Annotated in this window: 26 protein-coding genes; 24 read left to right on the top strand and 2 right to left on the bottom strand. The window is 64.0% G+C overall.

Annotated features, from left to right (window positions below):
* The first annotated feature begins 8 nt into the window (after positions 1 to 8).
* The 24 genes from flgG (at position 9) to NKG99_RS01100 (ending at position 22,854) form a co-directional block, all read left to right on the top strand.
* The gene (flgG, locus tag NKG99_RS01215) at positions 9 to 797 is read left to right on the top strand and encodes a flagellar basal-body rod protein FlgG (protein ID WP_352863388.1); all 789 of its coding nucleotides are present in this window, start codon (positions 9 to 11) and stop codon (positions 795 to 797) included.
* Positions 798 to 803: 6 nt separating this feature from the next.
* The gene (gene flgA / locus NKG99_RS01210) at positions 804 to 1,328 is read left to right on the top strand and encodes a flagellar basal body P-ring formation chaperone FlgA (RefSeq protein WP_352863386.1); all 525 of its coding nucleotides are present in this window, start codon (positions 804 to 806) and stop codon (positions 1,326 to 1,328) included.
* Positions 1,325 to 2,566 (top strand): flagellar basal body P-ring protein FlgI, encoded by a 1,242-nt coding sequence (locus NKG99_RS01205; RefSeq protein WP_352863384.1) that lies wholly within the window; start codon positions 1,325 to 1,327, stop codon positions 2,564 to 2,566. The genes flgA and NKG99_RS01205 overlap by 4 nt, the downstream gene beginning before the upstream one ends.
* A gap of 3 nt (positions 2,567 to 2,569) precedes the next feature.
* Entirely contained in the window at positions 2,570 to 3,157 is a 588-nt protein-coding gene (locus NKG99_RS01200; RefSeq protein WP_502910870.1) for a MotE family protein, read from the top strand.
* A complete protein-coding gene (gene flgH, locus NKG99_RS01195; protein WP_352863380.1) occupies positions 3,154 to 3,864 on the top strand; it encodes a flagellar basal body L-ring protein FlgH in 711 nt (236 codons plus the stop codon). The genes NKG99_RS01200 and flgH overlap by 4 nt, the downstream gene beginning before the upstream one ends.
* A gap of 19 nt (positions 3,865 to 3,883) precedes the next feature.
* Complete coding sequence (locus tag NKG99_RS01190) at positions 3,884 to 4,378, top strand: flagellar basal body-associated FliL family protein (protein ID WP_352863378.1); 495 nt, start codon at positions 3,884 to 3,886, stop codon at positions 4,376 to 4,378.
* Positions 4,375 to 5,106 (top strand): flagellar type III secretion system pore protein FliP, encoded by a 732-nt coding sequence (gene fliP, locus NKG99_RS01185; protein WP_352863376.1) that lies wholly within the window; start codon positions 4,375 to 4,377, stop codon positions 5,104 to 5,106. Before NKG99_RS01190 ends, fliP begins: the two co-directional genes overlap by 4 nt.
* Before the next feature lie 233 nt (positions 5,107 to 5,339).
* Positions 5,340 to 6,335, top strand: coding sequence for a flagellin N-terminal helical domain-containing protein (locus NKG99_RS01180; protein ID WP_352863374.1), 996 nt, complete (start codon positions 5,340 to 5,342; stop codon positions 6,333 to 6,335).
* Between the two features lie 262 nt (positions 6,336 to 6,597).
* Positions 6,598 to 7,665, top strand: coding sequence for a flagellin N-terminal helical domain-containing protein (locus tag NKG99_RS01175; protein WP_352863372.1), 1,068 nt, complete (start codon positions 6,598 to 6,600; stop codon positions 7,663 to 7,665).
* A gap of 134 nt (positions 7,666 to 7,799) precedes the next feature.
* Complete coding sequence (gene fliF / locus NKG99_RS01170) at positions 7,800 to 9,446, top strand: flagellar basal-body MS-ring/collar protein FliF (protein WP_352863371.1); 1,647 nt, start codon at positions 7,800 to 7,802, stop codon at positions 9,444 to 9,446.
* Between the two features lie 2 nt (positions 9,447 to 9,448).
* Complete coding sequence (locus NKG99_RS01165; RefSeq protein WP_352863369.1) at positions 9,449 to 10,075, top strand: hypothetical protein; 627 nt, start codon at positions 9,449 to 9,451, stop codon at positions 10,073 to 10,075.
* Entirely contained in the window at positions 10,072 to 11,412 is a 1,341-nt protein-coding gene (locus NKG99_RS01160) for a MotB family protein (RefSeq protein ID WP_352863367.1), read from the top strand. Before NKG99_RS01165 ends, NKG99_RS01160 begins: the two co-directional genes overlap by 4 nt.
* A complete protein-coding gene (locus tag NKG99_RS01155) occupies positions 11,409 to 12,773 on the top strand; it encodes a MotC family chemotaxis protein (protein WP_352863365.1) in 1,365 nt (454 codons plus the stop codon). The genes NKG99_RS01160 and NKG99_RS01155 overlap by 4 nt, the downstream gene beginning before the upstream one ends.
* Positions 12,770 to 14,173 (top strand): flagellar hook-length control protein FliK, encoded by a 1,404-nt coding sequence (gene fliK / locus NKG99_RS01150; protein WP_352863363.1) that lies wholly within the window; start codon positions 12,770 to 12,772, stop codon positions 14,171 to 14,173. Before NKG99_RS01155 ends, fliK begins: the two co-directional genes overlap by 4 nt.
* Positions 14,103 to 14,690, top strand: coding sequence for a transglycosylase SLT domain-containing protein (locus NKG99_RS01145; RefSeq protein WP_352863361.1), 588 nt, complete (start codon positions 14,103 to 14,105; stop codon positions 14,688 to 14,690). The genes fliK and NKG99_RS01145 overlap by 71 nt, the downstream gene beginning before the upstream one ends.
* 189 nt (positions 14,691 to 14,879) lie before the next feature.
* Positions 14,880 to 15,548, top strand: coding sequence for a response regulator transcription factor (locus tag NKG99_RS01140; protein ID WP_352632692.1), 669 nt, complete (start codon positions 14,880 to 14,882; stop codon positions 15,546 to 15,548).
* A gap of 79 nt (positions 15,549 to 15,627) precedes the next feature.
* Complete coding sequence (locus NKG99_RS01135) at positions 15,628 to 16,887, top strand: flagellar hook protein FlgE (RefSeq protein ID WP_352863359.1); 1,260 nt, start codon at positions 15,628 to 15,630, stop codon at positions 16,885 to 16,887.
* 27 nt (positions 16,888 to 16,914) lie between these two features.
* Positions 16,915 to 18,366, top strand: coding sequence for a flagellar hook-associated protein FlgK (gene flgK / locus NKG99_RS01130; protein ID WP_352863357.1), 1,452 nt, complete (start codon positions 16,915 to 16,917; stop codon positions 18,364 to 18,366).
* A 3-nt stretch (positions 18,367 to 18,369) separates the two neighbouring features.
* Positions 18,370 to 19,413 carry a flagellar hook-associated family protein gene (locus NKG99_RS01125; RefSeq protein ID WP_031260869.1) on the top strand — a complete coding sequence of 348 codons (1,044 nt, stop codon included), beginning with the start codon at positions 18,370 to 18,372 and terminating at the stop codon, positions 19,411 to 19,413.
* Positions 19,414 to 19,444: 31 nt separating this feature from the next.
* On the top strand, positions 19,445 to 19,792 hold the full coding sequence (gene flaF / locus NKG99_RS01120; protein WP_352829119.1) for a flagellar biosynthesis regulator FlaF: 348 nt from the start codon (positions 19,445 to 19,447) through the stop codon (positions 19,790 to 19,792).
* Positions 19,789 to 20,232: a flagellar biosynthesis repressor FlbT gene (gene flbT / locus NKG99_RS01115; protein WP_352863355.1), complete on the top strand. Its 444-nt coding sequence runs from the start codon at positions 19,789 to 19,791 to the stop codon at positions 20,230 to 20,232. The genes flaF and flbT overlap by 4 nt, the downstream gene beginning before the upstream one ends.
* Positions 20,232 to 20,639 carry a flagellar hook assembly protein FlgD gene (gene flgD, locus NKG99_RS01110; protein ID WP_352863353.1) on the top strand — a complete coding sequence of 136 codons (408 nt, stop codon included), beginning with the start codon at positions 20,232 to 20,234 and terminating at the stop codon, positions 20,637 to 20,639. Before flbT ends, flgD begins: the two co-directional genes overlap by 1 nt.
* Before the next feature lie 24 nt (positions 20,640 to 20,663).
* Positions 20,664 to 20,930, top strand: coding sequence for a flagellar biosynthesis protein FliQ (fliQ, locus tag NKG99_RS01105; RefSeq protein ID WP_023761707.1), 267 nt, complete (start codon positions 20,664 to 20,666; stop codon positions 20,928 to 20,930).
* A 280-nt stretch (positions 20,931 to 21,210) separates the two neighbouring features.
* A complete protein-coding gene (locus tag NKG99_RS01100) occupies positions 21,211 to 22,854 on the top strand; it encodes an MFS transporter (protein WP_352863351.1) in 1,644 nt (547 codons plus the stop codon).
* Between the two features lie 46 nt (positions 22,855 to 22,900).
* Here the strand turns inward: NKG99_RS01100 and NKG99_RS01095 are convergent, their stop codons facing one another.
* Both NKG99_RS01095 and NKG99_RS01090 read right to left on the bottom strand, forming a co-directional pair.
* The gene (locus NKG99_RS01095; protein WP_352863349.1) at positions 22,901 to 24,682 is read right to left on the bottom strand and encodes a chloride channel protein; all 1,782 of its coding nucleotides are present in this window, start codon (positions 24,680 to 24,682) and stop codon (positions 22,901 to 22,903) included.
* Between the two features lie 112 nt (positions 24,683 to 24,794).
* Positions 24,795 to 25,094, bottom strand: a complete 300-nt coding sequence (locus NKG99_RS01090; protein ID WP_352863480.1) for a putative quinol monooxygenase — start codon at positions 25,092 to 25,094, stop codon at positions 24,795 to 24,797.
* Between the last annotated feature and the right edge of the window lie 20 nt (positions 25,095 to 25,114).

Below are 25,114 nucleotides of genomic sequence, written 5' to 3'. Positions count from 1 at the left end.
ATTCCGCCATGAAAGCACTCGCCATCGCCGCCACCGGCATGAATGCCCAGCAGACAAATCTGGAAGTCATCGCCAACAACATCGCCAACATCAACACCACCGGCTACAAGCGCGCCCGTGCCGAATTCTCCGACCTGCTCTACCAGGTCGATCGCACGCAGGGTGTGCCCAACCGCTCCAATGCCTCGCTGGTGCCGGAGGGCGTCTCGATCGGCCTCGGCGTCAAGACGACGGCCGTGCGCAACGTTCACACCCAGGGCGAACTGACCAGCACCGGCAACAGTTTCGACCTGGCGCTGACCGGCAGGGGCTGGTTCCAGATCGAAGGTGCCGACGGCGGCACGCTCTACAGCCGCGCCGGCGCCCTCAACACCAACGCGACAGGCCAGTTGGTGACGGTCGACGGCGCTGCCGTCATTCCGGCCATCAACGTCCCCGTCGATGCCGTCGAGGTCATCATCAATAAGACGGGACAGGTCTTCGCTCGCATCGACGGCCAGACCGACCTTCAGAACCTCGGCCAGCTTCAGATCGCCAATTTCGCCAACGAGGCGGGCCTGGCACCGCTCGGCGACAATTTGTTCCAGGAAACCACGGCTTCGGGACCAGCGAATGTCGGCGTCCCCGGCGATCCCGGCTTTGCCACCATCCAGCAGGGCTATCTCGAAGCCTCCAACGTCGACCCGGTGAAGGAAATCACCGAGCTGATCTCGGCGCAGCGCGCCTATGAGATGAACTCCAAGGTCATCCAGGCCGCCGACGACATGGCCTCCGTCGTCTCCAAGAACATCAGGTAACGGATGATGGCCATGCCGATCTCCTGCTCAGCATTCCGCCGCACCGCGCTCGTCCTTGCGCTGGTGACCGGTGGCATGCCGGCGTTTGCCCAGGAATCGACAAACCAATCAGCCACCCAGATCGCCAGCAATCAACCTGTTGGCGAGGTGGTGCTGATACCCAACCGGGTCATCTATCCCGGCCAGACCATCGAACTTACTGCCTTGAAACAGGTGACCCTCATCGCCGGCAAGCACAAGCCGGACGGAGTCGTCACACGGGCCGAGGAACTCGACGGCAAGGTCGCCAAGCGCACCCTGCTGCCCGGCCGCTACATCCCTTCCACAGCCATCCGCGTGGCCTGGCTGGTCGAACAGGGTGCGTCCGTGCAGGTCTTCTTCATCGCCGGAGGACTGACGATCTCGGCGACCGCCGTGACGCTGCAGCCGGGTGCCGCGGGCGACCTCGTCAAGGTCCGCAACATCGACAGCGGCAAGATCCTGTCCGGCACGGTGATGGCGGATGGAACCATCCAGGTCAGCGCTTCATGATGCGCGGACTTACCCTGATATTGGCAGCCGTGCTTGGCCTGCAGCCGGCACTGGCCGACGGCCTGACGCCGAAGGCCAAGCGCGAGCTCGCCGCCAAGAATGGCGGCGTCTACAACGATCCCGAATATGATCCGGCCACCACCAGCCGCATGTTCCGGGTTTCCACCGGGCCTAGTTCCCTGCCGCCGGGCCAGGTCGCCTCGCGCATCAAGGACATCGCCCAGCTGCAGAGTTCGCGCGACAACCAGCTGGTCGGCTACGGCCTGGTCATCGGCCTTGCCGGATCGGGCGACAGCCTACGCAACTCGCCGTTCACCGAACAGTCTATTCGCGCCATGCTCGAAAATCTCGGCATCGCCACCGAAGGCGGCCGCGCGCGCGCCAAGAACGTCGCCGCCGTCATTGTCACCGCCAACATGCCGCCCTACGTGCAGTCGGGCGCCCGCATCGACATCGACGTCTCCTCGATGGGCGACGCGACCTCGCTCGCCGGCGGAACGCTGATCATGACGCCGCTGAAGGCGGCGGACGGCGAGATCTATGCCGTCGGACAGGGCTCGGTGATCGTTTCCGGCTTTACCGCCAAGGGGCAGGCCGAGCAGCTGACGCAAGGCGTGCCGACCTCCGGCCGCGTGCCGAACGGTGCCATCGTCGAGCGTGCTGTCCAGGCCGAGTTCGACGATCAGGCAACACTGACGCTGCAACTGCGCAATCCCGACTTCTCGACCGCCATTCGTATCGCCGATGCCATCAACGATTACACCAGCCAGCGCTTCGGCGCGCGGGTGGCGGCCGAGCGCGATTCACGCACCGTGCAGATCAGAAGGCCAAAGGGTGTTTCGGCGGCCCGCTTCTATGCCGAGATTGAAAACCTGGTGGTCGAATCCGACACGCCGGCCCGTGTCGTCATCGACGAGCGCACCGGCACCATCGTCATCGGCAACGACGTCAAGATCTCGCGGGTCGCCATCAGTCACGGCACGCTCACCGTGCGCATCACCGAAGCACCGCGCGTCGTTCAGCCCGAGCCCTTCTCCAAGGGCGAGACCGCCGTCGAACCGTTCACCGCCATCGAAGCCAGCCGGCCCGATGCCCGCGTTGCCGTGCTTGATGGTCCCGATCTCCAGACCCTGGTTTCCGGCCTCAACCGGCTCGGCGTCAAGCCGGACGGCATCATTGCCATTCTGCAGGGCATCAAGTCGGCCGGCGCCCTGCAGGCCGACCTGGTTCTGCAATAGGCTATGCCGATGACGCGCTCGTTCTCACGCCATGAAAGATATCGCCCCGTCGCAATCCTGCTCGTGACCGCCGTTCTCGCGGCGCTGCCCTTTGCCAGCGATACCGCACGTGGTGAGGAGGCGGTCCGCCAGGTCTTGCCGGGAGCACCGGTCGTAGCGCCCCCGCAGCAATTGGCGCGAGAGAAGGCACCCGACCAAAGCGAGATCGAGCGTTTTTGCTCCAATATCGCCGACGCCGCCCGCGACCGCCGATATGTCTTGCAGGCGGAGGAACTGAAGCAGCTCCAGGCCGGCATCGACCAGCGGATGAAGGCGCTGGAGGAAAAAAAGGCCGAATACGAGACCTGGCTGAAACGACGTGAGGTTTTCCTGGCCCGGGCCGAGGACGGTGTGGTCCAGATCTATGCCGGCATGAAGCCAGACGCCGCCGCCGAGCGGCTGGCCATCGTCAACGCCGATCTGGCGGCGGCCATATTGATGAAGCTCGATTCTCGCAAGGCGAGCGTCATCCTCAACGAAATGGACCAGAAGGCGGCGGCGACGCTCACCGGCATCATGGCCAGCGCAGCCCGAAGGGTAGACCCGTCATGATCCGCAAGATGCTCGTCCTGTGCGCGGTCGCCATGTTGTCCGGTTGTGGAACCAACCTGAAGGAGGTCGGCAGGGAACCGGCTCTGTCACCGGTCGGCTCCGGCATCGACGACGGCAGCGCCTCTTCCCTCTATCGCTATCCGGAAACGCCGCCCGCGCCGCCCAGGAAATTCTCGTTGTGGGATGACCGCCAGAGCCGATTGTTCACCGATCCGCGGGCGCTGTCCCAGGGCGACATCCTGACCGTCAAGATCAGGATCAATGACCGGGCCAACTTCAAGAACCAGAACGACAGGAGCCGCACCGCCAACCGCAAGCTCGGTTTCGACATCAGCGCGCAATGGGACAAGATCGGCAGCACCGCCGGCAAGGGTGCTGGCGCTCTGAACTCCACCACGGACACGACGGCCGATGGCGAAATCAAGCGATCGGAAACCCTGGAGCTCAATGTCGCCGCCATCGTCATCGATGTCCTGCCGAACGGCAATTTGATGATCAAGGGATCGCAGGAAGTGCGCGTCAACGCCGAACTCAGGGTGCTGACCATCGCCGGCATCGTGCGGCCGGCCGATATCGGCGCCGAGAACACCATCCCCTACGAACGCATCGCCGAAGCGCGCATCTCCTATGGCGGACGCGGCCGCATCACCGAGGTCCAGCAACCTGCCTATGGCCAGCAGGTTCTCGACCAGGTTCTTCCGTTCTAGGATTGGGGAACACCGCGCCGTGGCAAATGTCGAACAGGTTCAGCCCCGCAAGGGTCCTTCGCTCGCCGTCCAGGGCGGCATGCTGCTGGTGGTGACGGCGGCCGCCATCGGCATGGGCTGGATGTCCGGCGGCTATCTCAAAGGCGTCGATGCACCTGCGTCGGTACCGGCGGCGCCTGAGAACGAAGGCAAGGCCGAGCAGCCGGCTTCGGCCGACCAGCCAGGCGTGGGGCCGACGCTCGTCGTGCTGGCGCCGATCACCACCAATATCGCTTCGCCCGCCGATACCTGGATCAGGATGGAGGTGTCCGTCGTCTATGATGGGCCGCAGCCACAGGCAATGTCGGACGACATCCACCAGGATCTTCTGGCCTTGGTGCGCACCTTGAAGATGCATCAGATCGAGGGCGCCAGCGGCTACCAGCACCTGAAGGCCGATCTCGAGGAACGCGCCTCGATCCGCAGCCAGGGTCACGCCAAACAGGTTCTCATCAGGACATTGCTGCTCGAATGAGAAAGTTCCTTCTCGCCACGGCGATGATCGCCGCCGCCACCTCCGTCGCGGCGGCCCAGCAGCTCGATCTCGGCGGCATCGGCAAGGCCGATGGCACCACCGTCGGCTACATCATCCAGATGTTCGGCCTGCTGACCGTGCTGTCGGTGGCCCCGGGCCTGCTGATCATGGTGACCAGCTTCACCCGCTTCGTCATCGCCTTCTCGATCCTACGCGCAGGCATCGGCCTGCAGTCGACGCCGGCAAACCTAATTTTGATTTCTCTGTCGCTGTTCATGACCTTCTATGTCATGGCGCCGACCTTCGATCAGGCCTGGAACACCGGCGTCAAGCCGCTGATGGACAACCAGATCACCCAGACCGAAGCCTTTGACAAGATTTCCGATCCGTTCCGCACATTCATGCTGCGTAATGTGCGCGACAAGGACTTCGACCTTTTCGCCGATCTCGCGCGTGAGCGCGGCCAGACCGTTTCGCGTGACACCGTCGACCTGCGCATCCTGGTACCCGCCTTCATGATCTCGGAGATCCGGCGCGGCTTCGAGATCGGCTTCCTGATCGTGCTGCCATTCCTGGTCATCGACATGATCGTCGCGACGATCACCATGGCGATGGGCATGATGATGCTGCCGCCGACAGTGGTGTCGCTGCCGTTCAAGATCCTGTTCTTCGTCCTGATCGACGGCTGGAATCTGCTTGTCGGCAGCCTTGTGCGCTCCTTCAACTGACCCCGGCAACTGAATCCCGCAGCGCCGCTCTGGCGCGCTGCTCCGGCGCAGAATTCACGCAATATATTTTCGATTAACCGTCCGGTTTAGCCCTTTGGTAGGGACTTGCCCGCATATTCGCTCGCAGATGGCGGGTGATCGATTTCCAGAGATCATTGGCATGATGCCGCACCGTCATACCGGTAGAGCCGGTATGTCAAAAAAACACGTGTAAAATCAGGGTACGAGTAGCCATGTCCAGCATCATGACGAACACTGCCGCGTTGACGGCACTGCAGAGCCTGAACTCCACCAACAAGAACCTCGAAGCCACCCAGTCCCGCATCTCGACCGGCTACAAGGTCTCGCAGGCCTCGGACAACGCCGCTTACTGGTCGATCGCGACCACGATGCGTTCCGACAACCAGGCAATGTCCACCGTTTCGGACTCGCTCGGCCTCGGCGCCTCGAAAGTCGACACCGCCTACACCGGCATGAACAGCGCGATCACCACCATCAACCAGATCCAGCAGAAGCTGACTGCATCTTACGGCCAGACGGATGCCTCCAAGGAAAAGACCCAGGTCGAAATCGCCGCTCTTCAGAAGCAGTTGAAGGCCTATGCCGATGGCGCCACCTTCTCCGGCACCAACATGCTGTCCGTAAACAGCGGCGCGACAGCCACGACGGCGGCCGACGTCAAGATCGTTTCGGCCTTCAACCGCAGCGCCACCGGCGCGGTTTCGATCTCGACGATCGACGTCAACGTGGAAAGCATCAAGCTGTATGAAGCTGGTACCACCGCGACACTCGCGAAGGGCATCCTCGACACGCTCCGCGTTGGCTCCACCGGTACGGCCACCCTTACTGCCTCGGCCCCGACCCTGGGCGCCGCGGCTGCAGGCACCGACACCTATTCGGTCGCCTCGCTGACCATCTTCGCGGGTGGCGTCGCTGCCAGTGATAGTCAGATCGCGCAGCAGATGACCGTCGTCGACGCGGCGCTCAAGGACATGACCAACGCCGCCACCAAGCTCGGCGCGGCCAAGAGCAGTATCGACCTGCAGAAGACCTTCACCTCGAACCTGATGGACTCCATCGATCGCGGCATCGGCCAGCTCGTTGACGCCGACATGAACAAGGAATCGACCCGTCTGCAGGCCCTGCAGGTCCAGCAGCAGCTCGGCATCCAGGCGCTGTCGATCGCCAATGGCTCGTCGCAGTCGATCCTGTCGCTCTTCCGCGGCTAATCGCTCTCAATCGACTACAGCTAGACAATCGGGCCGCGCCAAAAGCGCGGCTCGATTTGCGTTTTTGCTCCAGCCCCGCGCAACCGTCACTCCTTAACTCTCGAAAGCCAGCGTTTAACAAGCTGTTAACCATGTCGCGCTAGTTATGGTTAACCAATAGCTTACAACAGTTGGCGAATCGGCCCTACCGGCACGATAGCAGCGTTGAACGGGCCTATCCGGCATGTCTGAGCATGTCGGCTTTTGAGAAGGAGCGACTTTCTTGGCGAGCATCATGACAAACGCTTCGGCGTTAACCGCGCTTCAAAGCCTCAGCGCCACCAACAAGTCGCTCGAGCAGACGCAGGCTCGTATATCGACGGGCTATCGGGTCTCGCAGGCCTCCGACAACGCCGCCTACTGGTCGATCGCCACCACGATGCGCTCGGACAACCAGGCCCTGTCGACGGTGCAGGATGCGCTCGGCCTCGGCGCCTCGAAAGTCGATACCGCCTATACCGGCATGAACAATGTGCTGACGACCATCGGCCAGATCAAGACCAAGCTGCTTTCGACCGTCGGCCAGACGGATGCAGCCAAGGCAAAAACCCAGACCGAGATCAAGGCGCTTCAGGCACAGATGAAGTCCTTTGCCGATGCGGCCACCTTCTCCGGCTCCAATTTCCTTGCGGTGACCTCCAAGCAGGTCGCGGCCAACTATGACGGCGTCCAGCCCGACTCCCAGATTGTTTCTTCATTCAATCGCTCCTCATCCGGCGCCATATCGATCGGAACGATCGACATCGATGTCGAGAGCACCAAGCTCTTTGACTACGGCCTTGCCACCGACGTGAAGAACTATGGCACCCTCGATCGCCAGACTTCCATCTATTCCACGGGAGCCGCCCAGACGGAGTATGACACAGCCTATGCTGCCGCGATCGCTGGCGGAGGGACTGATATCGCCGCGAACACCGCAGGCCAAGCCGCTGTTACCGGCACCCCCGCCAAGGTCGACAACATCTCGGCCTACAACCTCGACATCACCGCACCTGGGATAACCGACGATATCATCACGCAGATGGTGAACAGGATCGACAAGGTCATGGCTCAGCTGACCGACTCCGCCACCATCCTCGGCTCCGCCAAGAGCAGCATCGACCTGCAGAAGACCTTCACCCAGAGCCTGATGGACTCCATCGATCGCGGCGTCGGTCAGCTCGTCGATGCCGACATGAACAAGGAATCGACCCGCCTGCAGGCGCTGCAAGTCCAGCAGCAACTCGGCATCCAGGCGCTGTCGATCGCCAACAGCGCCTCGCAGTCGATCCTGTCGCTGTTCAAGAACTAGTCACTGGCGCCACCGGCGCGATCCCTACTCATCTCGATTGACGGGCCGCGCCGCAAGCGCGGCCCGATTTCATTTTCGCACAAGCTTCGAGGACTACTGTTCCGGCGGACAATCATGCTGGGAGTCGTCGAACCGTGCCGGAACAGATCCAGAGCATCATCTCGAATCTCCGCGGGTTTGGCGTGAAGCGCCTTGCCATGCTGGCGGGCATCGCCGTTCTGGTGATGGGCGTCATCGGCATCGCCTCGGTCTATCTCAACCGCCCCGCCTACGACACGCTCTATGTCGGGCTCGACCGCGCCGACGTGAACCAGATCGGGCTGGTGCTGGGCGAAGCCGGCATCGGCTTCGACGTTGGCGCCGACGGAACCTCCGTGCTGGTGCCGGCGGGCACCACCGCGCAGGCGCGCATGCTGCTTGCCGAAAAGGGCCTGCCGACGAGCGCCAATGCCGGCTACGAACTGTTCGACAATGTCGGTTCACTCGGCCTCACCTCCTTCATGCAGCAGATCACCCGCGTGCGCGCGCTGGAAGGCGAGATCGCCCGCACCATCCAGTCGATATCGGGCATCAAGGCGGCGCGCGTCCACATCGTCATGTCCGAACGCGCCAATTTCCGCCGCGACGAGCAGCAGCCTTCCGCCTCGGTGGTCATCCGCTACGCCGGCATCGACGCCGAGAAGAGCGCCATGTCGATCCGCCATCTCGTCGCCGCCGCTGTCCCCGGCCTGTCGGCCGACAAGGTGACGGTGCTCGATTCCAGCGGCAATCTGCTGGCCGCGGGCGATGATCCTTCCAACACCAGCGCCGCACGCACGCTCGGCGTCGAGCAGACCGTCGAAGCGCAGATCGGCGACAACATCCGCCGTGCCCTGACGGCCTATCTCGGCCCTGACAACTTCCGCGCCAGCGTCAAGGCCGAGGTCAACACCGACACCCGTCAGACCGAAGAAACCATCTTCGATCCGAACTCCCGCGTCGAGCGCTCGGTGCAGTCGGTGCGCGCCAACGAGAACAACAACCAGAAGCAGGCCTCGACCCCGGCCAGCGTCGAGCAGAACCTGCCCGAGACCCAGGCAACCGCCACCGATGGTCCGCAATCTTCTTCGCAGAACGACCGCAGGGAAGAGATCACCAACTACGAGATCAATTCCAAGAAGATCGCCACTGTCTCCAACGGTTACACCGTCACCAAGATGTCGATTGCCGTCGTCGTCAACCAGCAGCGGCTGATGACCATACTCGGCAAGGACGCCACGCCGGAGCAGATTGCCAAGCGTGTCGCCGACATCCAGAAAATGGTGACCTCGGCCACCGGCCTGGACGAAAAGCGCGGCGACGTCATCGACGTCTCGGCTGTCGAGTTCATCGACGGGCTGGATGGCGAGGCGGTCCCGCAGGCTGGAATGCTCGATTCCATTGGCCAGCATGCCGGCACTTTGATCAATGCCGGCGCTTTCATCGTCGTCGTGTTCCTGGTCGCCTTCTTCGGTCTGAGGCCGATGGCGTCGGCACTGACGGCGAAGGCGACACCAGCCCTGTCAGGTCCCAGCTTCGATGACGTGCAGCGCTCGCTGCCGACGCCGGAAGCAACGGCCGCCGCCGACAATGCCGCGGTCGCCGCCCTGCCCGGCTCGCGCCCAGGTCCGACGCCGCTCGACGATCTTCGCCAGAAGATCAGACCGGCGCCGCAGGATCGGCTTGCCCGAATGGTCGACCTCAACGAGGAGCGCACCGCGCAGATCCTGCGCAAATGGGCAGCCCAGGAAGTTGCGGTGTAACCATGCCCTCCGCAGCCCTCTTCGACCTTCTGCCTGATTTCGGCACACGCACGCAACGTGCCAGCCAGCCCCGGGCAGCAGTCGATCCCCAACACAATCCGGAAACGCCGGCCCCGCAAGCCGATATCGGCACGCTGATCGCGGAAGCGGTTGTCCAGGCCGAGGCTGCGCTTGAGGCGCGCCTTTCGGTTGCGCATGAAGCAGCGCTCGAAGCCGAACGCCAGGCCAATGCAGAGGAAGCAAGGGTATTTCTAGAAAGCCTCGGCGACGATGTCGGCAGGGCGGTCTCGTCGCGCATCGATGCCATGGAGGCGCGTGTCACCGGGCTTGTCGCCGCCACGGTCGCCCGCATCATCGGCGGCATCGTCAGCGACGACTTGCAGAAACGTTCGATCGAGGCACTGGCCGGCGCCGTACGCGAAGCGGTCGGCGATGCCGAAGCGGTGCGCATCGTCGTGCGCGGGCCTCTCTCACTGTTCGAAACACTGAGGGCATCGCTTGGGCTCCGCGCCGCCAATCTCGACTTCGTCGAGGCACCGGGTTTCGACCTCACCGTCGCCATCGACGAGGCGGTGTTCGAGACGCGCATGGCCGAATGGTCGACGACCCTTTCAGAGGTCCTGGCATGAGCGTCGCCGAGGCCGGACACACACCCCACGAAATCATCATAGTGCGGCGTGGTCATGACGACCATGACGAGGCCCACCATGGCGGCGTCTGGAAGATCGCCTTCGCCGATTTCATGACGGCCATGATGTGTTTCTTCCTGGTCATGTGGCTGATAAACGCCGCCAACGAGCAGACCAAGGCAGCCGTCGCCAGCTACTTCAACCCGGTCAAGCTGGTCGACCGCAATTCGAGCCGCAAGGGCCTGGAGGATCTCGGCGACGGTCCGCGCGCGATCGGGACGACGGCCGACAATCCGAAGAAGGCGACCAACAAGGCCGGTCAGGACGGCGACGGCTCGGCGGACCGCAAACAGGACAAGCAAGAACTCCCGCAGGCGGAACACTCCGACGAGCATCTGTTCGCCGATCCTTACGCGGTGCTTTCGGAAATCGCCACCGATACCGGTGTCATGCAGAACGTCAGTCAGAAGGGCGACGGCGGCGCGCAGGCCGCCGGCCCGGCGACAGGCGCCTCCGGCGGCGCCTCCTATCGCGATCCCTTCGAGCCTGATTTCTGGTCGCAGCAGGTGGCGGCGCCCGGCGCCGAGGCTAGTGCCGAGCGCACCAGGATCGAGGGCGATCCGGTCAAGCCCGGCGACAAGGCCGCCGAAAAGCGAGTGCTCAAAGTCAAAGCCGTACCGCCTGTCGCGGCCGCACCGCTCGAGCCGCTGGCCCAGGATGCGACCGGCAAGCAAGCCATGAACCTCGCCAAGGCCGGCGACACGAAGCCAAGCGAGATCAAACCGGACGAGATGAAACCGGACGCAGCCAAGGGCGAGCCCGAAGCGCAAAAGGCCGCCAAGCCCGACACCGGCGAGAAGGCGCCGACCGCCGCCGCCATCAAGGCCGCGGCCGACGTCAAGCGGCAGTTGGCCGATGCCTTCAAGCCCGGCGACAAGCTGCACGACGGCGTCTCGGTTGAAGCCACCGACAAGGGCGTCGTCATCTCGATCACCGACCAGTTCGACTTCGGCATGTTCGAGGTCGGCTCGGCGCTGCCGCGCCGCGAACTTGTGCTGGCGATGGAGAAGATCGGCCGCATCGTCAACGCCCAGAAAGGCACCATCAGCATCAACGGCCACACCGACGCCCGGCCGTTCCGCAGCGATAGCTACGACAATTGGCGACTGTCGACGGCGCGTGCGCATTCCGCCTACTACATGCTCGTGCGCGGCGGCGTCGACGAACGTCGCATAACCGAGGTCGCCGGCTTCGCCGACCGCCAGCCGAAGGATCCCAAGGATCCATTGTCGGCCGTGAACCGCCGCATCGAAATCCTGATGGCGACCGGCGGATGAGTCGAGCAGCCGTCACCAGCCGGTTGATTGGCCTGTTGCTGCTGGCCGGCGGACACCCGTCGACCGGCTTCGCCCAGGACGCGCTGCAGCCGTATCAGCTGGTGCGCTCGCTGCAGCTCATCCAGGACCGCATAGCCGTCGGCGATCATGCCGCCCTGCCGATGCAGGCCAAGCTGCTGGAGATGGCGGATGCGCGCCTGCGCGCGGCGGATGCCGAGGATTACAAGGATCCCAAGAACTTTCGCGCCCTGCTTGTCTACGGCATGAGCGGCGGCAATCCGGTGACCGTCGAGGTCGCCACGTCGCGCGCCACGACGGACCCGCAAAGCCTTGTCATAGCCAAAGGCGTGATCGACTACCTGACCGGCCGGCCCGGCGAGGCGATCGAAGCCTTGAGGCCGATCGATCCGATGGCACTGCCTCCCGATCTCGGCGCTTTCCTTGCCCTGGTCAAAGGCTCGCTGCTTGCCGGCGACCAGCCGGCGGCCGCACTCCGCCTGCTCGATGAGGCAAGATTGCTCGGCCCCGGCACGCTGGTCGAGGAAGCGGCACTTCGCCGTTCGGTCGGCATTTCAGTCGCGCAAGGTGACGCGGCACGCTTCGCGCTTGCCTCCACGCAGTATGTCGAGCGCTACCTCCATTCGCCCTATGCCAGCCAGTTCGCCGACTCCTTCGTCTCCGGCGTCATCGCGCTGCACATGTCGATCAGCCAGGACAAGCTGGGCGACATCACCTCGATGATGGATTCCGAGCGCGAGAAAGTGATCTATCTGCGCATCGCCCGCCGCGCCGCGATCGACGGTCTGAACGACCTGTCGGCTTTTGCTTCGGCTCGGGCCGAGCAGGGCCGCGACGGCAACACCAACCAGGACGATCCACGCGCCCTGCTCTATGCCAGCCTTTCCACCGTCACCTCGGGCACCATCGAGGACGTCCGCGCCAAGCTTGGCAAGATCGACCGCAGCCGGCTGTCGGAAGGCGATCGCGCCTTGCTCGACGCCGCGCAAGCTATTGCCGGCGAAGTCGTCGCGCCGCCCGCCGCCGTTCCCGAGGAAAGGCCTGCCCCTGTCGCGGCCGAGCAACCACCGGTGCCCGAGATCGCCACGGCGCAAGGCGCCGATGACAGCGGACTGCCACCGGTCGAAGGCGCGATCTCGGACCAACCCGCCGTCACCGCGGCTTCCAACGGACCAGCCGCCAAGGCGGCGGTTGCGGCGGCGTCTGGCGACGTGGCGACTGTCGCGCCGGCCTCGGCGCCATCGCCCGCTGCCGAGCCCACCGATCCGACCGACGCCGCCATGACCAGAACACGTCGACAGCTCGACCTTATCGACCAGATGCTTGGAGCCGCCCCCAAATGACCACCAGCCTCGGCTCGGCCCTGCCAGGATTTGCCTCCACGCGCGCGACGTCGGAGCAACCGGCCGCGAATGGCAGGAACGACGACGGCTTCGGCAAGATGCTGCGCGGCGACGCCGCTCCCGCCCGCCCGGAACGGCAGCCGACGACGGAAGCGGGATCGCGCGACCAGCGCTGGTGCAAGCTCGCTGCCGGTCTTGCCGGGCATGCCGGCAAGGCCGAGCCGCCATCGGCCGATCCAGAAAACATCGTCTCGGCTAGAGGGCCGACCGTGAAAGCCAGCAAGGACGACCTGGAAGCAGAGTCGCACAAGGACGATGCCGACGCCGAAGAGACGGCTCCGGACGCCGATGCCGAGCCGCTTCAGGACGACCTGCCGCTGCTGATCGCATTTCATGACCTGCGCCATTTCTCGACATCGTCCAAGGCAGCCGGGCGCGATGCGGCACTGGGCGAGAGCCCGTCGGACCCGGCGCTCGACCGGCAGGCTCCACCGCCAAAGACCCACCGGTCAAAGTCCACGACCGGACAAGAGGCCCTCGAAACCATGTCGAAGCCGGAGCAGGCTTCGATCGCCGACGGACCCCTGACGGAACTTGACGCTCAGCCATCGAGCGCTGCCGGTGCTATCTCGAGTGCGCCGAAACGCGACAACACGGTGGCAACCCAGAAGCAGCCGGACGCGCCGGCTGCCGACGTGCCCGGCGTACGGTCGAAGCACGCCGCATCGACGATGAAGAGTATCGAGGACGTCCAGTCCGCGATGCGGCCCGAGGCGGGAAAACAATCCCTGTCCGCCGCACGCATCGACGTGGTGTCCGAACAGAGCTACCCGGCACCGCCGCAAAGTCCCATCAGCCAGGCAGCCCTCGATGTGATCAACGCCATAGCCGCCGACAACGGCCCGCAAAAGGCGCTTTCAGTCTCATCCGCGGCCACTCAGCCGGCCAGCCCTGTGGCCGTTCCGACACATGTGTTGAAGATCGAACTTCACCCCGCCGAACTCGGCATGGTGACGGCCAATCTTCGCCTCTCCGGAGAACAACTTTCGATTGAGCTGAAGCCCCAAACACATGACGCCTACCGTCGGCTGTCCGCCGACAGCGAGGCCATCGTCAAATCGCTGCGCGGGCTCGGCTTCGAGGTTGACAAGGTCACGATCCTGCAACCTTCAGTAGCAGTTCCCTCCACTGCCCGCACCGATGCAACCGCCCCTTTGCCGGCGGCAACAGGCCGCGATCCATCGTCCTTCCAACCGGGGAATTCGGGAGCTGGTAGTAGTGGAGCCGGCGGCCAGCAACCGGATCGGCAGTCCACGGGGAACCGCAACGATGACGCGCAGGACTACGGCCGCGGCACTTCGCCTTCTCGCGAGCGCGCTGGCGGCGATATGTTTATCTAGCGTCGCCAGTGTCGCCGCTGCCACCACCAACCCATGCGAGCCGGAGATCCTGCGCGCCGCCGATCGCTATGGCGTGCCCGCCGGCATCCTCTACGCGGTCGGCTTGACGGAGACCGGCAACAAGGGCAGCCTTCAACCCAATGCGTTGAATATAGAGGGAAAAGCGGTCTTCCCACGAAGCCGGGCCGAAGCGCTTGCCGCCTTCGCCGACGCCCGCCGCGAGGGCAAGACGCTGATCGACCTGGGCTGCATGCAGATCAACCATCACTACCACGCGTCGCATTTTCGCAGCGTCGAGGACATGCTCGACCCACGCCAGAACGTCGACTACGCGGCGCGCTTCCTGGCCAGCCTCCATGCCCGTCACGAGACCTGGTCGATGGCCGTCGCTCGCTATCATGCCGGTCCCGACAACGATCCCGCGCAGAAGACCTATGTCTGTCGCGTCATTGCCAACATGGTCGCCACCGGCTTTGGAAAATGGACCGCGAACGCCCGCGGCTTCTGCAACCCATAAGCGTATTTTCAGCTTCTAATAAAGCAACCGCACAACCCCCCGAAAGCATATCTGGCTGCGAGCTAATGCAACCGATACGATTCCAGACTCCCAAGAAACTAGCTACAAGAAATGACGGTTGTTCAGGATTCTCCCCAGCGGTTACGCCTCTTTTCACGGGGCAAATGATTTGATTCGGAAGGCGGGCCGATGATTGTGATCGTTGACGAGCGCGAGCTCGTAACAGAGGGATACAATTCACTTTTCGATCGTGAGGGCATCGCCTGTGCAGGCTTTGCATCCGGCGAATTCGGTGAGTGGGTGAGTTCGGCCGCCGACACCGATCTGCGCTCGGTCAGAGCCTTCCTCATCGGCGACTGCCGCGAAGGCTCCATCTCTCCCCGTCAGATCCGCGACCGCACCGGCGCTCCGGTCATTGCGCTCAGCGAGCAGCATTCCCTGGAGAACACGCTGCGGTTGTTCGAGAGCGGCGTCGACGACGTCATTCGCAAGCCCGTCCATATCCGCGAGATACTGGCCCGCATCACCGCCATCCGCCGTCGCGCCCAGGAAGACGTCGCCTACACCGAGATCGGCGCCATGCGCATCTTCATGGACGGCCGTGACCCAGAGATCGACGGTCAGCCTCTGCCCCTGCCGCGTCGTGAGCGCCGCATCCTCGAATATCTGGCGAGCAATCGCGGGCGTCGCGTCACCAAGACCCAGGTTTTCAACGCCATCTACGGCATCTTCGACGAAGAGGTCGAGGAGAACGTGGTGGAAAGCCACATCAGCAAACTGCGCAAGAAGCTGCGCGAAAAGCTGGGCACCGACCCGATCGATTCCAAGCGTTTCCTGGGCTACCGGCTGGTCTTCTGATGCAGCGCCGCGCCAGCCTCGCGCAAGAAAACACGCGTAGCCTCGTAGCCAGTGGCATGGACACAGCGGAGACGTTTCGATGAGCCTCTATGGAATGATGCGGACCGGCGTGTCCGGCATGAACGCGCAGGCAAACCGCCTGTCGACGGTCGCCGACAACATCGCCAATTCCGACACCACCGGTTACAAGCGGTCCTCCGCCGAATTCTCGACGCTGGTCATGCCGTCGACGGGCGGTGCCTACAATTCTGGCGGCGTCACCACGACGATCCGTCAGGCGGTCAGCGATCCGGGCGTGCTCCAGTACACGACCTCGGTCTCCGACCTTGCCGTCAGCGGTGATGGTTTCTTTGTCGTTCAAGATCCGAGCGGTACGCCCTACCTGACCCGCGCTGGCGCCTTCGTTCCCGATGGGCAGGGCAGGTTGGTCAACTCGGCCGGCTTCCAGCTGATGGCCTACAGCTACGACAACGGCGTACCCGCGGCAACGGTCAACGGTTTCGAGGGACTGGTCCCGGTTGTCATCTCCGACCAGGGAATGACCGCGACGCCGAGCACCGAGGGTAGCTATGCCGGCAACCTGCCGGCGGGCGCGACACCGGTCGCGACCGCCAACTTGCCCGCCGCCAACGCTGCGGGCGCGCAATACACGTCGAAATCCTCGATGGTCGCCTACGACAACCTCGGCAACAAGAAGTTGCTCGACGTCTATTTCACCAACACCGGCGCCGGCACCTGGCAGGTGGCGGTCTTCGATCAGTCGAAGGCCACCCCTGGAACATCGTTCCCCTACACCGCCGGCGGCTTGCTGGGCTCGGCCAACCTGACCTTCGACACCACCACCGGCAAGCTCACCGGCACTCCCACCGGCGTTTCATTTACCGTGCCGAACGGCGCCGGCCTCAATCTCGACCTGTCGGCGCTGACCCAGCTCGGCACCGGCTTCACCGTTTCCGATGCCCAGGTCAACGGCAATGCGCCGAGCACCATCGACAAGGTCCAGATCAGCAAGGACGGCACCATCTACGCCCAGTACAAGGACGGTTCCACCAAGCCGCTCTACAAGATCCCGCTGGCCGACGTGCAGAGCCCGGACCAGCTCACCGCACTGCCCGGCAACGTCTACTCGCAGGGCACCGAATCGGGCGCGGTCCGTGTCGGCTTCGCCAATGAAGGCAAGCTCGGCTCCATCATCTCGGGCGCGCTCGAGAATTCCAACGTCGATATCGCCGAAGAACTGACCAACATGATCGCGGCGCAGCGCAGCTACACCGCCAATTCGAAAGTCTTCCAGACCGGTTCCGATCTGATGGACGTCCTTGTCAACCTGAAGAGATAAGACGGGCGCCGCCCGCGAAAGACCCGCATGTCACTGTCTACCGCATTGAGTATCGCCCAGTCGGCGCTTATGAACACCGCGCGACAGACCAGCGTCGTCTCGCGCAACGTCGCCGACGCCTCCAATCCGGACTATTCGCGCCGCCAGGCCATCGTCACCAGCACGGCGCCGGGCGCGCGTTCGGTTGATATCCAACGCGTCACCAACGACCTCTTGTTCCGCCAGAACCTCGGCGCGCTGTCGGCCTGGAGCGGCCAGAACGCACTCTTCAGCGGCATGGATCAGCTGGGCGTTGCGGTCAACGGCGTCGACAATGCGTCCTCGCCCTCGACCGCGATCGCCAACCTGCAGCAGGCGCTGCAGCTCTACGCCACCTCGCCGTCCAACCAGAACCTCGGCGCCAGCGTCATCGACGCCGCCAAGCAGGTTGTGCGTTCGCTGAATGAGGGCTCCAAGGCCGTCCAGGATTTCCGCACCCAGACCGACGGCCAGATCGCCACGGCGGTCGACGACCTGAACTCGCTGCTCAGCCAGTTCCAGGATGCCAACACGGCGGTCATGTCCGGAACCCGCTCCGGCAACGACGTTTCCGACGCGCTCGACCAGCGCGACGCGCTTTTGAAGAAGATTTCGAACTATGTCCCGGTATCGACCTTCACGCGTGGCGACAACGACATGGTCATCACCACCGGCGACGGCACGACATTGTTCGAGACGATACCGCGCGCGGTCAGCTTCGCGGCGTCGGCCGGCTACACCGCGGGCGCCGCCGGCAATGCCGTCTATATCGACAATGTGCCGATCTCGGCGGGAGCAGGCGGCAACACCAGCGCCAGCGGCACGCTTGCCGGCCTGCTGCAACTGCGCGACGGCGTCGCCACGACCATGCAGAGCCAGCTCGACGAGACCGCGCGCGGCCTGATCACGGCCTTTGCCGAAACCGCACCGGCAATGCCCAATGCCGCGGGCCTGTTCACATGGTCGGGCGCGCCGGCCGTGCCGGCAGCGGGCACGCTGATCAACGGCCTCGCCGCATCCATCAGCGTCAATGCGGCGATGGACCCGAGCGCCGGCGGCAATCCGACGCTGCTGCGCGATGGCGGTGCCAACGGCGCGGCCTATGTCGTCAACACCGGCGGCGCATCCTATTCCACCCTGCTGATCGCCTATGGCGATCGGCTCGACCAGCCGATGACCTTCGACCCCGCCGCCGGGGTTTCGGCAACGTCCAGCGTTTCCGATTACGCGGCCAACTCGATCGGCTGGTTCGAGGGCGTGCGCCAGCAGGCATCGACCGCTTCCGACGCCAAGGAAGCACTGGCCTCGCGCAGCGCCGAGGCGCTGTCCAACGCGACCGGCGTGAATGTCGACCAGGAAATGTCGCTGCTCCTCGACCTCGAGCACACCTATCAGGCGTCAGCCCGGATGATGAAAACCGTCGACGACATGATGGCGGCCTTGCTCAACGCGGTGGGATAATCCATGACTTCCGTCTCGTCAGCCGCCATATCGAACGCCATGCGCTCCCAGCAGATGCGCATGCAGGCCGATCTCGTCAAAGCCACGAAGGAGTCCTCAAGCGGCAAGGTCGCCGATGTCGGCCTGGCTCTCGGAGGGCGCACCGCCCAGTCCGTCACCTTCCAGCGCGATCTCGACCGGCTCAATGTCATCATCGACTCCAACGGCCTGGTCGGCGCCCGGCTTTCCTCGACGCAGACCTCGCTTGGCCAGCTCTCCGGCGCCGCTCAGACATTCCTGTCCGCCCTGACCACCGCCTCATCAAGCGATTCTTCCAACAGTCTTACCCGGGATTCCGGCAAAGCGACCATTCAGCAGCTGACCTCGATCCTCAACACCAGCGTCAACGGCGAGTACCTGTTCGCCGGCACCAACACCGACGTCAAGCCGATCAACGACTTCAGCGCCGCGGGCTCGCCGGCAAAGGCGGCATTCGATGCTTCCTTCGTCACCAATTTCGGTTTCACCCCGGATGACCCGGCAGCCGCCAATATCACTGCCGCGCAGATGGACGATTTCATCACCAACGATGTCGTGCCGCAGTTCATGGGTCCGGGCTGGCAAGGCAACTGGTCGAACGCCACCGACCAGCAGATCGTCAGCCGCATCGCGCTCAACGAAACCACACCGACCTCGACCAGCGCCAACAGCGACGGTATCCAGAAGCTCGCCATGGCGGCAACCATGGTTGCCAGCCTGATGTCCAGCAACATCAGCCAGGCTGCGAAGAACACGGTCGTCAGCCGCTCAACGTTGCTGGTCGGCGAAGCGCTGAGCGGCATTGCCCAGGTTCAGTCCGAGACCGGCATCGTCCAGAAGCGGCTGTCCGATGCAAACGACCGTATGAAAACACAGACCGATCTATTCGAACGGCATATTGTCGATCTCGTTGGCGTCGATCCAGCCGAAGCCGCGACCCGCGTCGCCGACCTGACGCAGCACATCGAAACGTCCTTCGCGCTGACCGCACGCCTGCAGCAGCTCAGCCTGCTGAATTACCTGACCTGACAACGCTTAACGGAACGGTAGAGCCCCAACGATGTACCAATTCTCCTACGCCGACATCCAGAGCACCTCCGTAGCCGATGCGAAGGATCGCGAGCGGGAACTGCTGACCCGCTCGATCGACATGCTGGCGGCAGCGGCGGCGGCCGGCCACGGTTCGATGGAGGCGATCGAGGCGCTGAATTTCACCAACCGTGTCTGGACCGCTTTCGTCGAGGACCTCGGCTCCAGCGACAACGCCCTGCCCAAGGAACTGCGCGCCAACCTCATTTCCATCGGTCTGTGGCTGCTGCGCGAGGCGGAGGATATTCGCCAGGGCCGCACCAACAATTTCGAAGGGCTGATCGAAGTGTCCCAGATCATCAGGGACGGCATTCAATGACCAACACGCTGAAGATATCGCTCAAGCCGAATGAAAAGATCTACATTAACGGCGCCGTCATCCGTGTCGACCGCAAGGTCACCGTCGAATTGATGAACGACGTGCAGTTCCTGCTCGAAAGCCACGTGATCCAGGCCGAAGATGCCTCGACGCCGCTCAAGCAGCTGTATTTCATCCTGCAGGTCATGCTGATGAATCCGGCCGGCGCGGCCGCCGCGCGCGACATGTTCCGCCGCTCGCTGCCGTTGCTGCTTGCAAGCTTCGAGGACACTCAGATCTGCGGCGCGCTGAAACAGATCGACCGCATGGTCGGCGAGGGTCATATTTACGAGGCGCTGAAGGCAATTCGCGCGCTCTATCCGCTCGAACGCCGCGCGCTGGGTGGCAATGACGACGTTCCGGGTGCCGAACGCCCGCTGGCTGTGGGAGCACGATACTGATGAACGTGGACATGACGACGACGATACCGACCGGCACCAACCAGGCCACCGCGTCGACTTCGAAGACAGCGGTCGACTACCAGTCCTTCCTGAAGCTTCTGATCGCCGAGATGAAGAACCAGGATCCGACGAAGCCGATGGACTCGACGCAGTACGTCGCCCAGCTCGCCACCTTCTCGCAGGTCGAGCAATCGGTGCAAAGCAACACCAAGCTCGACCAGATCATGCAGTCGTCGGCGCTGTCGCAGGCCGACGCGCTGATCGGGCGCTCGATAACCTCCGCCGACGGCAAGACGACGGGCACGGTGGCGTCGGTGCGCCTCGCCAGCAGCGGCCTCATCGCCGTGCTGCAGAACGGCACCGAAGTCGCGGTCGGCCCGGGAGTCTCGGTCAAGGCAGCGAGCTGACGTTTTCGACAGAGAGCCAGTCCCATGAACGAGGCCGACGCTCTCGACATCGTCCAGTACGCGGTGTGGACGGTGCTCACCGCGTCCGCCCCAGTGGTGCTTGTCGCCATGGTGGTCGGCATCGGCATCGCCCTCATCCAGGCGCTGACGCAGGTCCAGGAGATCACCTTGACCTTCGTGCCGAAGATCGTCGCCATCATGCTGGTGGTGGCGCTGACCGGCCCTTTCATCGGCAGCCAGATATCGGCCTTCACCAACGTCATCTTCGAGCGCATTCAGAACGGGTTCTGAGCGGCAGCTATCCGTCCGGATTGTGTTGGAACGAATGCCAACGCTTGCGCGTGGCTGGGGCTAGCTAGATTGCCGTTTTGCATTCGGGTAGGTCGGTTGCCGGCCCGATGCATCCTCGGGTCTGGCAGCGGACAAGGGCGTGGACCTCCTCTATCCCATTGTTGGACCATGGGCTTTTTCGAAAGACATTCGCCCTTTGCGGCGCCATGCCCTACTTTCGGCAAACGGTCTGAGCAAACGGATCGCCTGACGAATCGGCACGACATGGCAGGAACCCCCGATGATTGACGAAAAGCCGGACAGCGAGAGCGTCTCGGCGCTGGCGCCTTTCCGGCACGGCATTTTCCGCGCCGTATGGGGCGCAAGTCTCATCTCCAATTTCGGTGGCCTGATCCAGGGCGTCGGCGCCGCCTGGATGATGACCACGATCGCCACCTCGCCCTATCAGGTGGCTCTGGTCCAGGCTTCGACCACCTTGCCGATCATGCTGTTCGCGCTCGTTGCCGGCGCCATCGCCGATAGTTTCGACCGGCGCAAGGTGATGCTGGTCGCCCAGACCTTCATGCTGGTCGTCTCGGTGCTCCTGACCCTGTTCACCTATTCGGGCCTGATCACGCCGTGGACGCTGCTTGCCTTCACCTTCCTGATCGACAGCGGCACCGCGCTCAACAGCCCGTCATGGCAGGCCTCCGTCGGCGACATCGTCCCTCGCAACAAGGTCCCGGCCGCCGTCGCGCTCAACTCGATGGGCTTCAATCTTACCCGCAGCGTCGGCCCGGCGATCGGCGGCATCATCGTCGCCGCTGCCGGTGCGGCGGCCGCGTTTGCGGCAAACGCGGTGAGTTACATCGGCCTGATCGTCGTTCTGGCGCGCTGGAAGCCGGACGTGCCGGTATCGACCTTGCCGCGCGAGTCGCTGGGCGCCGCCATGGGCGCCGGCCTGCGCTATGTCGCCATGTCGCCCAACATCGGCAAGGTGCTGGTCAGGGGCGCGGCTTTCGGCTTCAGCGCCGGCGCGGTGCTGGCACTGCTGCCGTTGGTGGCGCGCGATGTCGTCAACGGCGATGCCCTGACCTACGGCATCATGCTTGGCGCTTTCGGCATCGGCGCCGTCGGCGGCGCCTTGATCAGCGTCAGGCTGCGGCAATTGCTGTCCAGCGAGACGATGGTGCGCTGTGCTTTCGCCGGCTTCGCCGTCTGCGCTTTCAATGCCGCCCTTAGCCATCATGCCTGGCAGACCTCACTCGGGCTGCTTGTCGGCGGTGCCTGCTGGGTCATCGCGCTTTCGCATTTCAACGTCACGGTGCAGATGGCGACACCGCGCTGGGTGGTCGGCCGGGTGCTGTCGGTCTATCAGACCGCGACCTTCGGCGGCATCGCGCTCGGCAGCTGGATCTGGGGCGTCGTCGCCGATGCGCATGGCGCCGAAACCGCGCTGATCGCCGCCAGCATCGCCATGCTGGCCGGCGGCGCCATCGGCCTGCTTTTGCCGCTGCCGCAACAGCAGGTGCTCAACCTCGACCCGCTCAACCGCTTCAGGGAGCCGCATCTCGCGCTCGACCTGAAGCCGCGCAGCGGGCCGATCGCCATCATGATCGAATACATCATCCGCAACGAGGATGTGCCGGAGTTCCTGGCCATCATGGCCGAACGCGGCCGCATCCGCCGCCGTGACGGCGCCCGCAACTGGACGCTGGCGCGCGACCTGGAAAATCCGGCGATCTGGATCGAGCATTATCACACGCCGACCTGGATCGAATATGTGCGCCACAATGGACGCATCACCCATGCCGACGCCGTCATTGGTGAGCGCATCCGGGCACTGCACAGCGGCGACGAACCGCCGCGCGTGCGGCGCATGATCGAGCGCCCGACGACCGCCGGCACGGCTCTCGTGATGGCCAAGGGACCGATCGAGCATTAGGCTTCGCAACCGCGCCTGCCCTCTCTGGCATCCGGCTTGGCTTCCCCTACCCCTCACCCGACAGGTCCCGGCGCGCCTTATCGAGTTCCTCGGCGTAGCGCCGCATCAAATGACCTTCGGTCAAAAGCCCCAGCACGATATGGTCGGTGAAATCCTCGACCACGGCGAGTTCTTCGGCGCCCGCGCGCTGGAACGTTTCGGCGGCGGCCTGCACGTTCATGCTCGGCACCAGCACCGCGTCCTTGTACTTGGCAAGATCGCGCACCGGCACCTCGCCGTCGGAAGGATCGCTGTGCAGTTCAGCCACGATCAGCACGCCGACATAGCGATCACCCGCGTCGACGGCTATGACGCGCTGGGCCGAGCCTAGCGGCACTTGCTTGCGGAAGGCGGCCAGCGTCGTCGAGGCATAAATGGTCTTGATGTCCTTGCGCATCATCGAGCCTACGGTGAGGCTGCGCATCCAGCCGACATCGTGAGCGCTGCGGATGGTCTCGCCGCGCAGATGGAAGCGCCACGTCGAGAAGGAGTAGCCAAAGGTCTCGCGCACCAGGATCGCCGAAATGATCGAGGCCGCAAGCACGACACCGGTCAGCGTCAGGTCGCGGGTCGATTCCAGCGCCAGGAAGGTCATCGTCAGCGGTCCGCCGACGACGCCGACGGCGAGCGACGTCATACCGACGACGGCGGCGACGGCTGGGTCGATGCCGGTTGCCGGGGAGACGATGGCCATCACATCCGCAAACGCCTTGCCAAGCAGGGCGCCAAGGAACAGCGAGGCAAAGAACAATCCGCCGCGAAAGCCCGACCCCAGCGAGACCGCCGATGCCGCCAGCTTGAGCACGAAGACGCTGGCCACCGCGGCCAGCCCGTAGTTCATCGAGAATTCGCGATGCAGCGCGCCATGGCCGCTGGACAAGACCTGTGGCGTGATCAGCCCCAACAAGCCGACGACGACGCCGCCGATGACGGGGCGCAGCGACGCATCGATCGATAGCCTGGCAAAACCACGTTCGATCAGCGTCACCAGATGCATGATGGCGATCGAGGCGGCGCCGCCCAGCAAGCCAAGCAGCAGGAACGGCACGTACTGGCTGGCGGTGAGCGCCGGCAGGCCCGAAAGCTCGAGCGGAAACGGCACGCCGCCGAACATTTCGGCAGTCAGCGAGGCTGAGATCGCGGCGGTCATGACCGGCGCGACATTGGCGACCGAATAGATGCCGATGATCAGTTCGAAGCCGTAAAAGGCGCCGGTCAGCGGTGCATCGAAGGCGGCCGCTATGGCGCCGGCCGCACCACAGCCAACCAGGATGCGGACATCGTTGCGGCGCAGCCTGAAGAAGCGCGCCAGCCATGACGCCAGGCCGGACCCGACCTGCGTGTAGCCGGCTTCCAGCCCGACCGAGGCGCCAAAACCGCTGGAGATCATCGTCTGGCCGGCGATGATGAAGGTGTCGGTCAGCGACATGCGTCCGCCATAGAGCGCGTTGGCTTCGATCGGGTCGATCGGGGTGCGGAATTTCCGGATTCTGAGCCAGATCACCGTTAGCCCGAGCAGGATGCCGCCGATCGCCGGTACCAGCGCCTGCACCGGATTGGTGAGCGAGAACATGCCTGAAAGCCGACCACCGGGCTGGACGCCGAACAACAGCCGGTGCAGGTCCTGCACGATCTGGCTCATCGCCGAGACCAGTATGCCCGCCATCACGCCGACGGCGCCGGCCAGAATGACCACCGCGATGCCGCGCGCCTCGAGCAGCGGCACCGATCGGATCAGCACCGCGCGCAGCCGGCGGGCGTAGACTTCGCTGTGGTTTCTGGAAAGCACCGGGGCGGCTCGCCGACATCACAAAAGGCAGTGGAAGGCCCGCCTGATACGCCCGGCGACAGGGCATGGCAACCGCAATGGCGACGGACGAGGCGCCATTGTGGCAAACCGATCAGGTCGGCATGGGCTCGCCGGCTTCATAGAGCATGAGGTTGCGCTCGCCGATGCCAAGTGCCGGCCAACACGCACGCCAGTCCGTAAGGTGCGGCGAGGCGAAATGCGCGTCCAGTGCTGCCCGGTCGCTCCAGACTTCGGTGACCCGAATGAGCCCGGCATCGAGCACATCCTGCGCGTAGGAATATTGGACACAACCGGGCTCCGCGCGGCTGCCGGAAACCATGCGTTCCATGGCGGGCTTGGCTTCCTCCAATTTGTTTGGCGGCAAGCGAATGGTGCCGATGATCAGAAGTATGGGATTTTCCTTCTTTCGCA

This window comes from Mesorhizobium sp. M1409 (assembly GCF_040317535.1).
Classification (GTDB): Bacteria; Pseudomonadota; Alphaproteobacteria; order Rhizobiales; family Rhizobiaceae; genus Mesorhizobium.
Note: the sequence above shows the minus strand (reverse complement) of the source record. Positions and strands in the feature narration are given on the sequence as shown.

Excerpts from the sequence above, each read along its gene's own strand:
- flgD (WP_352863353.1), top strand. The coding sequence starts at position 20,232 with ATGAACGTGGACATGACGACGACGATACCGACCGGCACCAACCAGGCC.
- NKG99_RS01165 (WP_352863369.1), top strand. The coding sequence starts at position 9,449 with ATGCCCTCCGCAGCCCTCTTCGACCTTCTGCCTGATTTCGGCACACGC.
- NKG99_RS01135 (WP_352863359.1), top strand. The coding sequence starts at position 15,628 with ATGAGCCTCTATGGAATGATGCGGACCGGCGTGTCCGGCATGAACGCG.
- fliP (WP_352863376.1), top strand. The coding sequence starts at position 4,375 with ATGAGAAAGTTCCTTCTCGCCACGGCGATGATCGCCGCCGCCACCTCC.
- flgK (WP_352863357.1), top strand. The coding sequence starts at position 16,915 with ATGTCACTGTCTACCGCATTGAGTATCGCCCAGTCGGCGCTTATGAAC.
- NKG99_RS01205 (WP_352863384.1), top strand. The coding sequence starts at position 1,325 with ATGATGCGCGGACTTACCCTGATATTGGCAGCCGTGCTTGGCCTGCAG.
- flaF (WP_352829119.1), top strand. The coding sequence starts at position 19,445 with ATGTACCAATTCTCCTACGCCGACATCCAGAGCACCTCCGTAGCCGAT.
- NKG99_RS01200 (WP_502910870.1), top strand. The coding sequence starts at position 2,570 with ATGCCGATGACGCGCTCGTTCTCACGCCATGAAAGATATCGCCCCGTC.
- NKG99_RS01180 (WP_352863374.1), top strand. The coding sequence starts at position 5,340 with ATGTCCAGCATCATGACGAACACTGCCGCGTTGACGGCACTGCAGAGC.
- NKG99_RS01145 (WP_352863361.1), top strand. The coding sequence starts at position 14,103 with ATGACGCGCAGGACTACGGCCGCGGCACTTCGCCTTCTCGCGAGCGCG.
- flgG (WP_352863388.1), top strand. The coding sequence starts at position 9 with ATGAAAGCACTCGCCATCGCCGCCACCGGCATGAATGCCCAGCAGACA.
- NKG99_RS01125 (WP_031260869.1), top strand. The coding sequence starts at position 18,370 with ATGACTTCCGTCTCGTCAGCCGCCATATCGAACGCCATGCGCTCCCAG.
- flbT (WP_352863355.1), top strand. The coding sequence starts at position 19,789 with ATGACCAACACGCTGAAGATATCGCTCAAGCCGAATGAAAAGATCTAC.
- fliK (WP_352863363.1), top strand. The coding sequence starts at position 12,770 with ATGACCACCAGCCTCGGCTCGGCCCTGCCAGGATTTGCCTCCACGCGC.
- NKG99_RS01155 (WP_352863365.1), top strand. The coding sequence starts at position 11,409 with ATGAGTCGAGCAGCCGTCACCAGCCGGTTGATTGGCCTGTTGCTGCTG.
- NKG99_RS01100 (WP_352863351.1), top strand. The coding sequence starts at position 21,211 with ATGATTGACGAAAAGCCGGACAGCGAGAGCGTCTCGGCGCTGGCGCCT.
- fliQ (WP_023761707.1), top strand. The coding sequence starts at position 20,664 with ATGAACGAGGCCGACGCTCTCGACATCGTCCAGTACGCGGTGTGGACG.
- NKG99_RS01160 (WP_352863367.1), top strand. The coding sequence starts at position 10,072 with ATGAGCGTCGCCGAGGCCGGACACACACCCCACGAAATCATCATAGTG.
- NKG99_RS01140 (WP_352632692.1), top strand. The coding sequence starts at position 14,880 with ATGATTGTGATCGTTGACGAGCGCGAGCTCGTAACAGAGGGATACAAT.
- flgA (WP_352863386.1), top strand. The coding sequence starts at position 804 with ATGGCCATGCCGATCTCCTGCTCAGCATTCCGCCGCACCGCGCTCGTC.
- flgH (WP_352863380.1), top strand. The coding sequence starts at position 3,154 with ATGATCCGCAAGATGCTCGTCCTGTGCGCGGTCGCCATGTTGTCCGGT.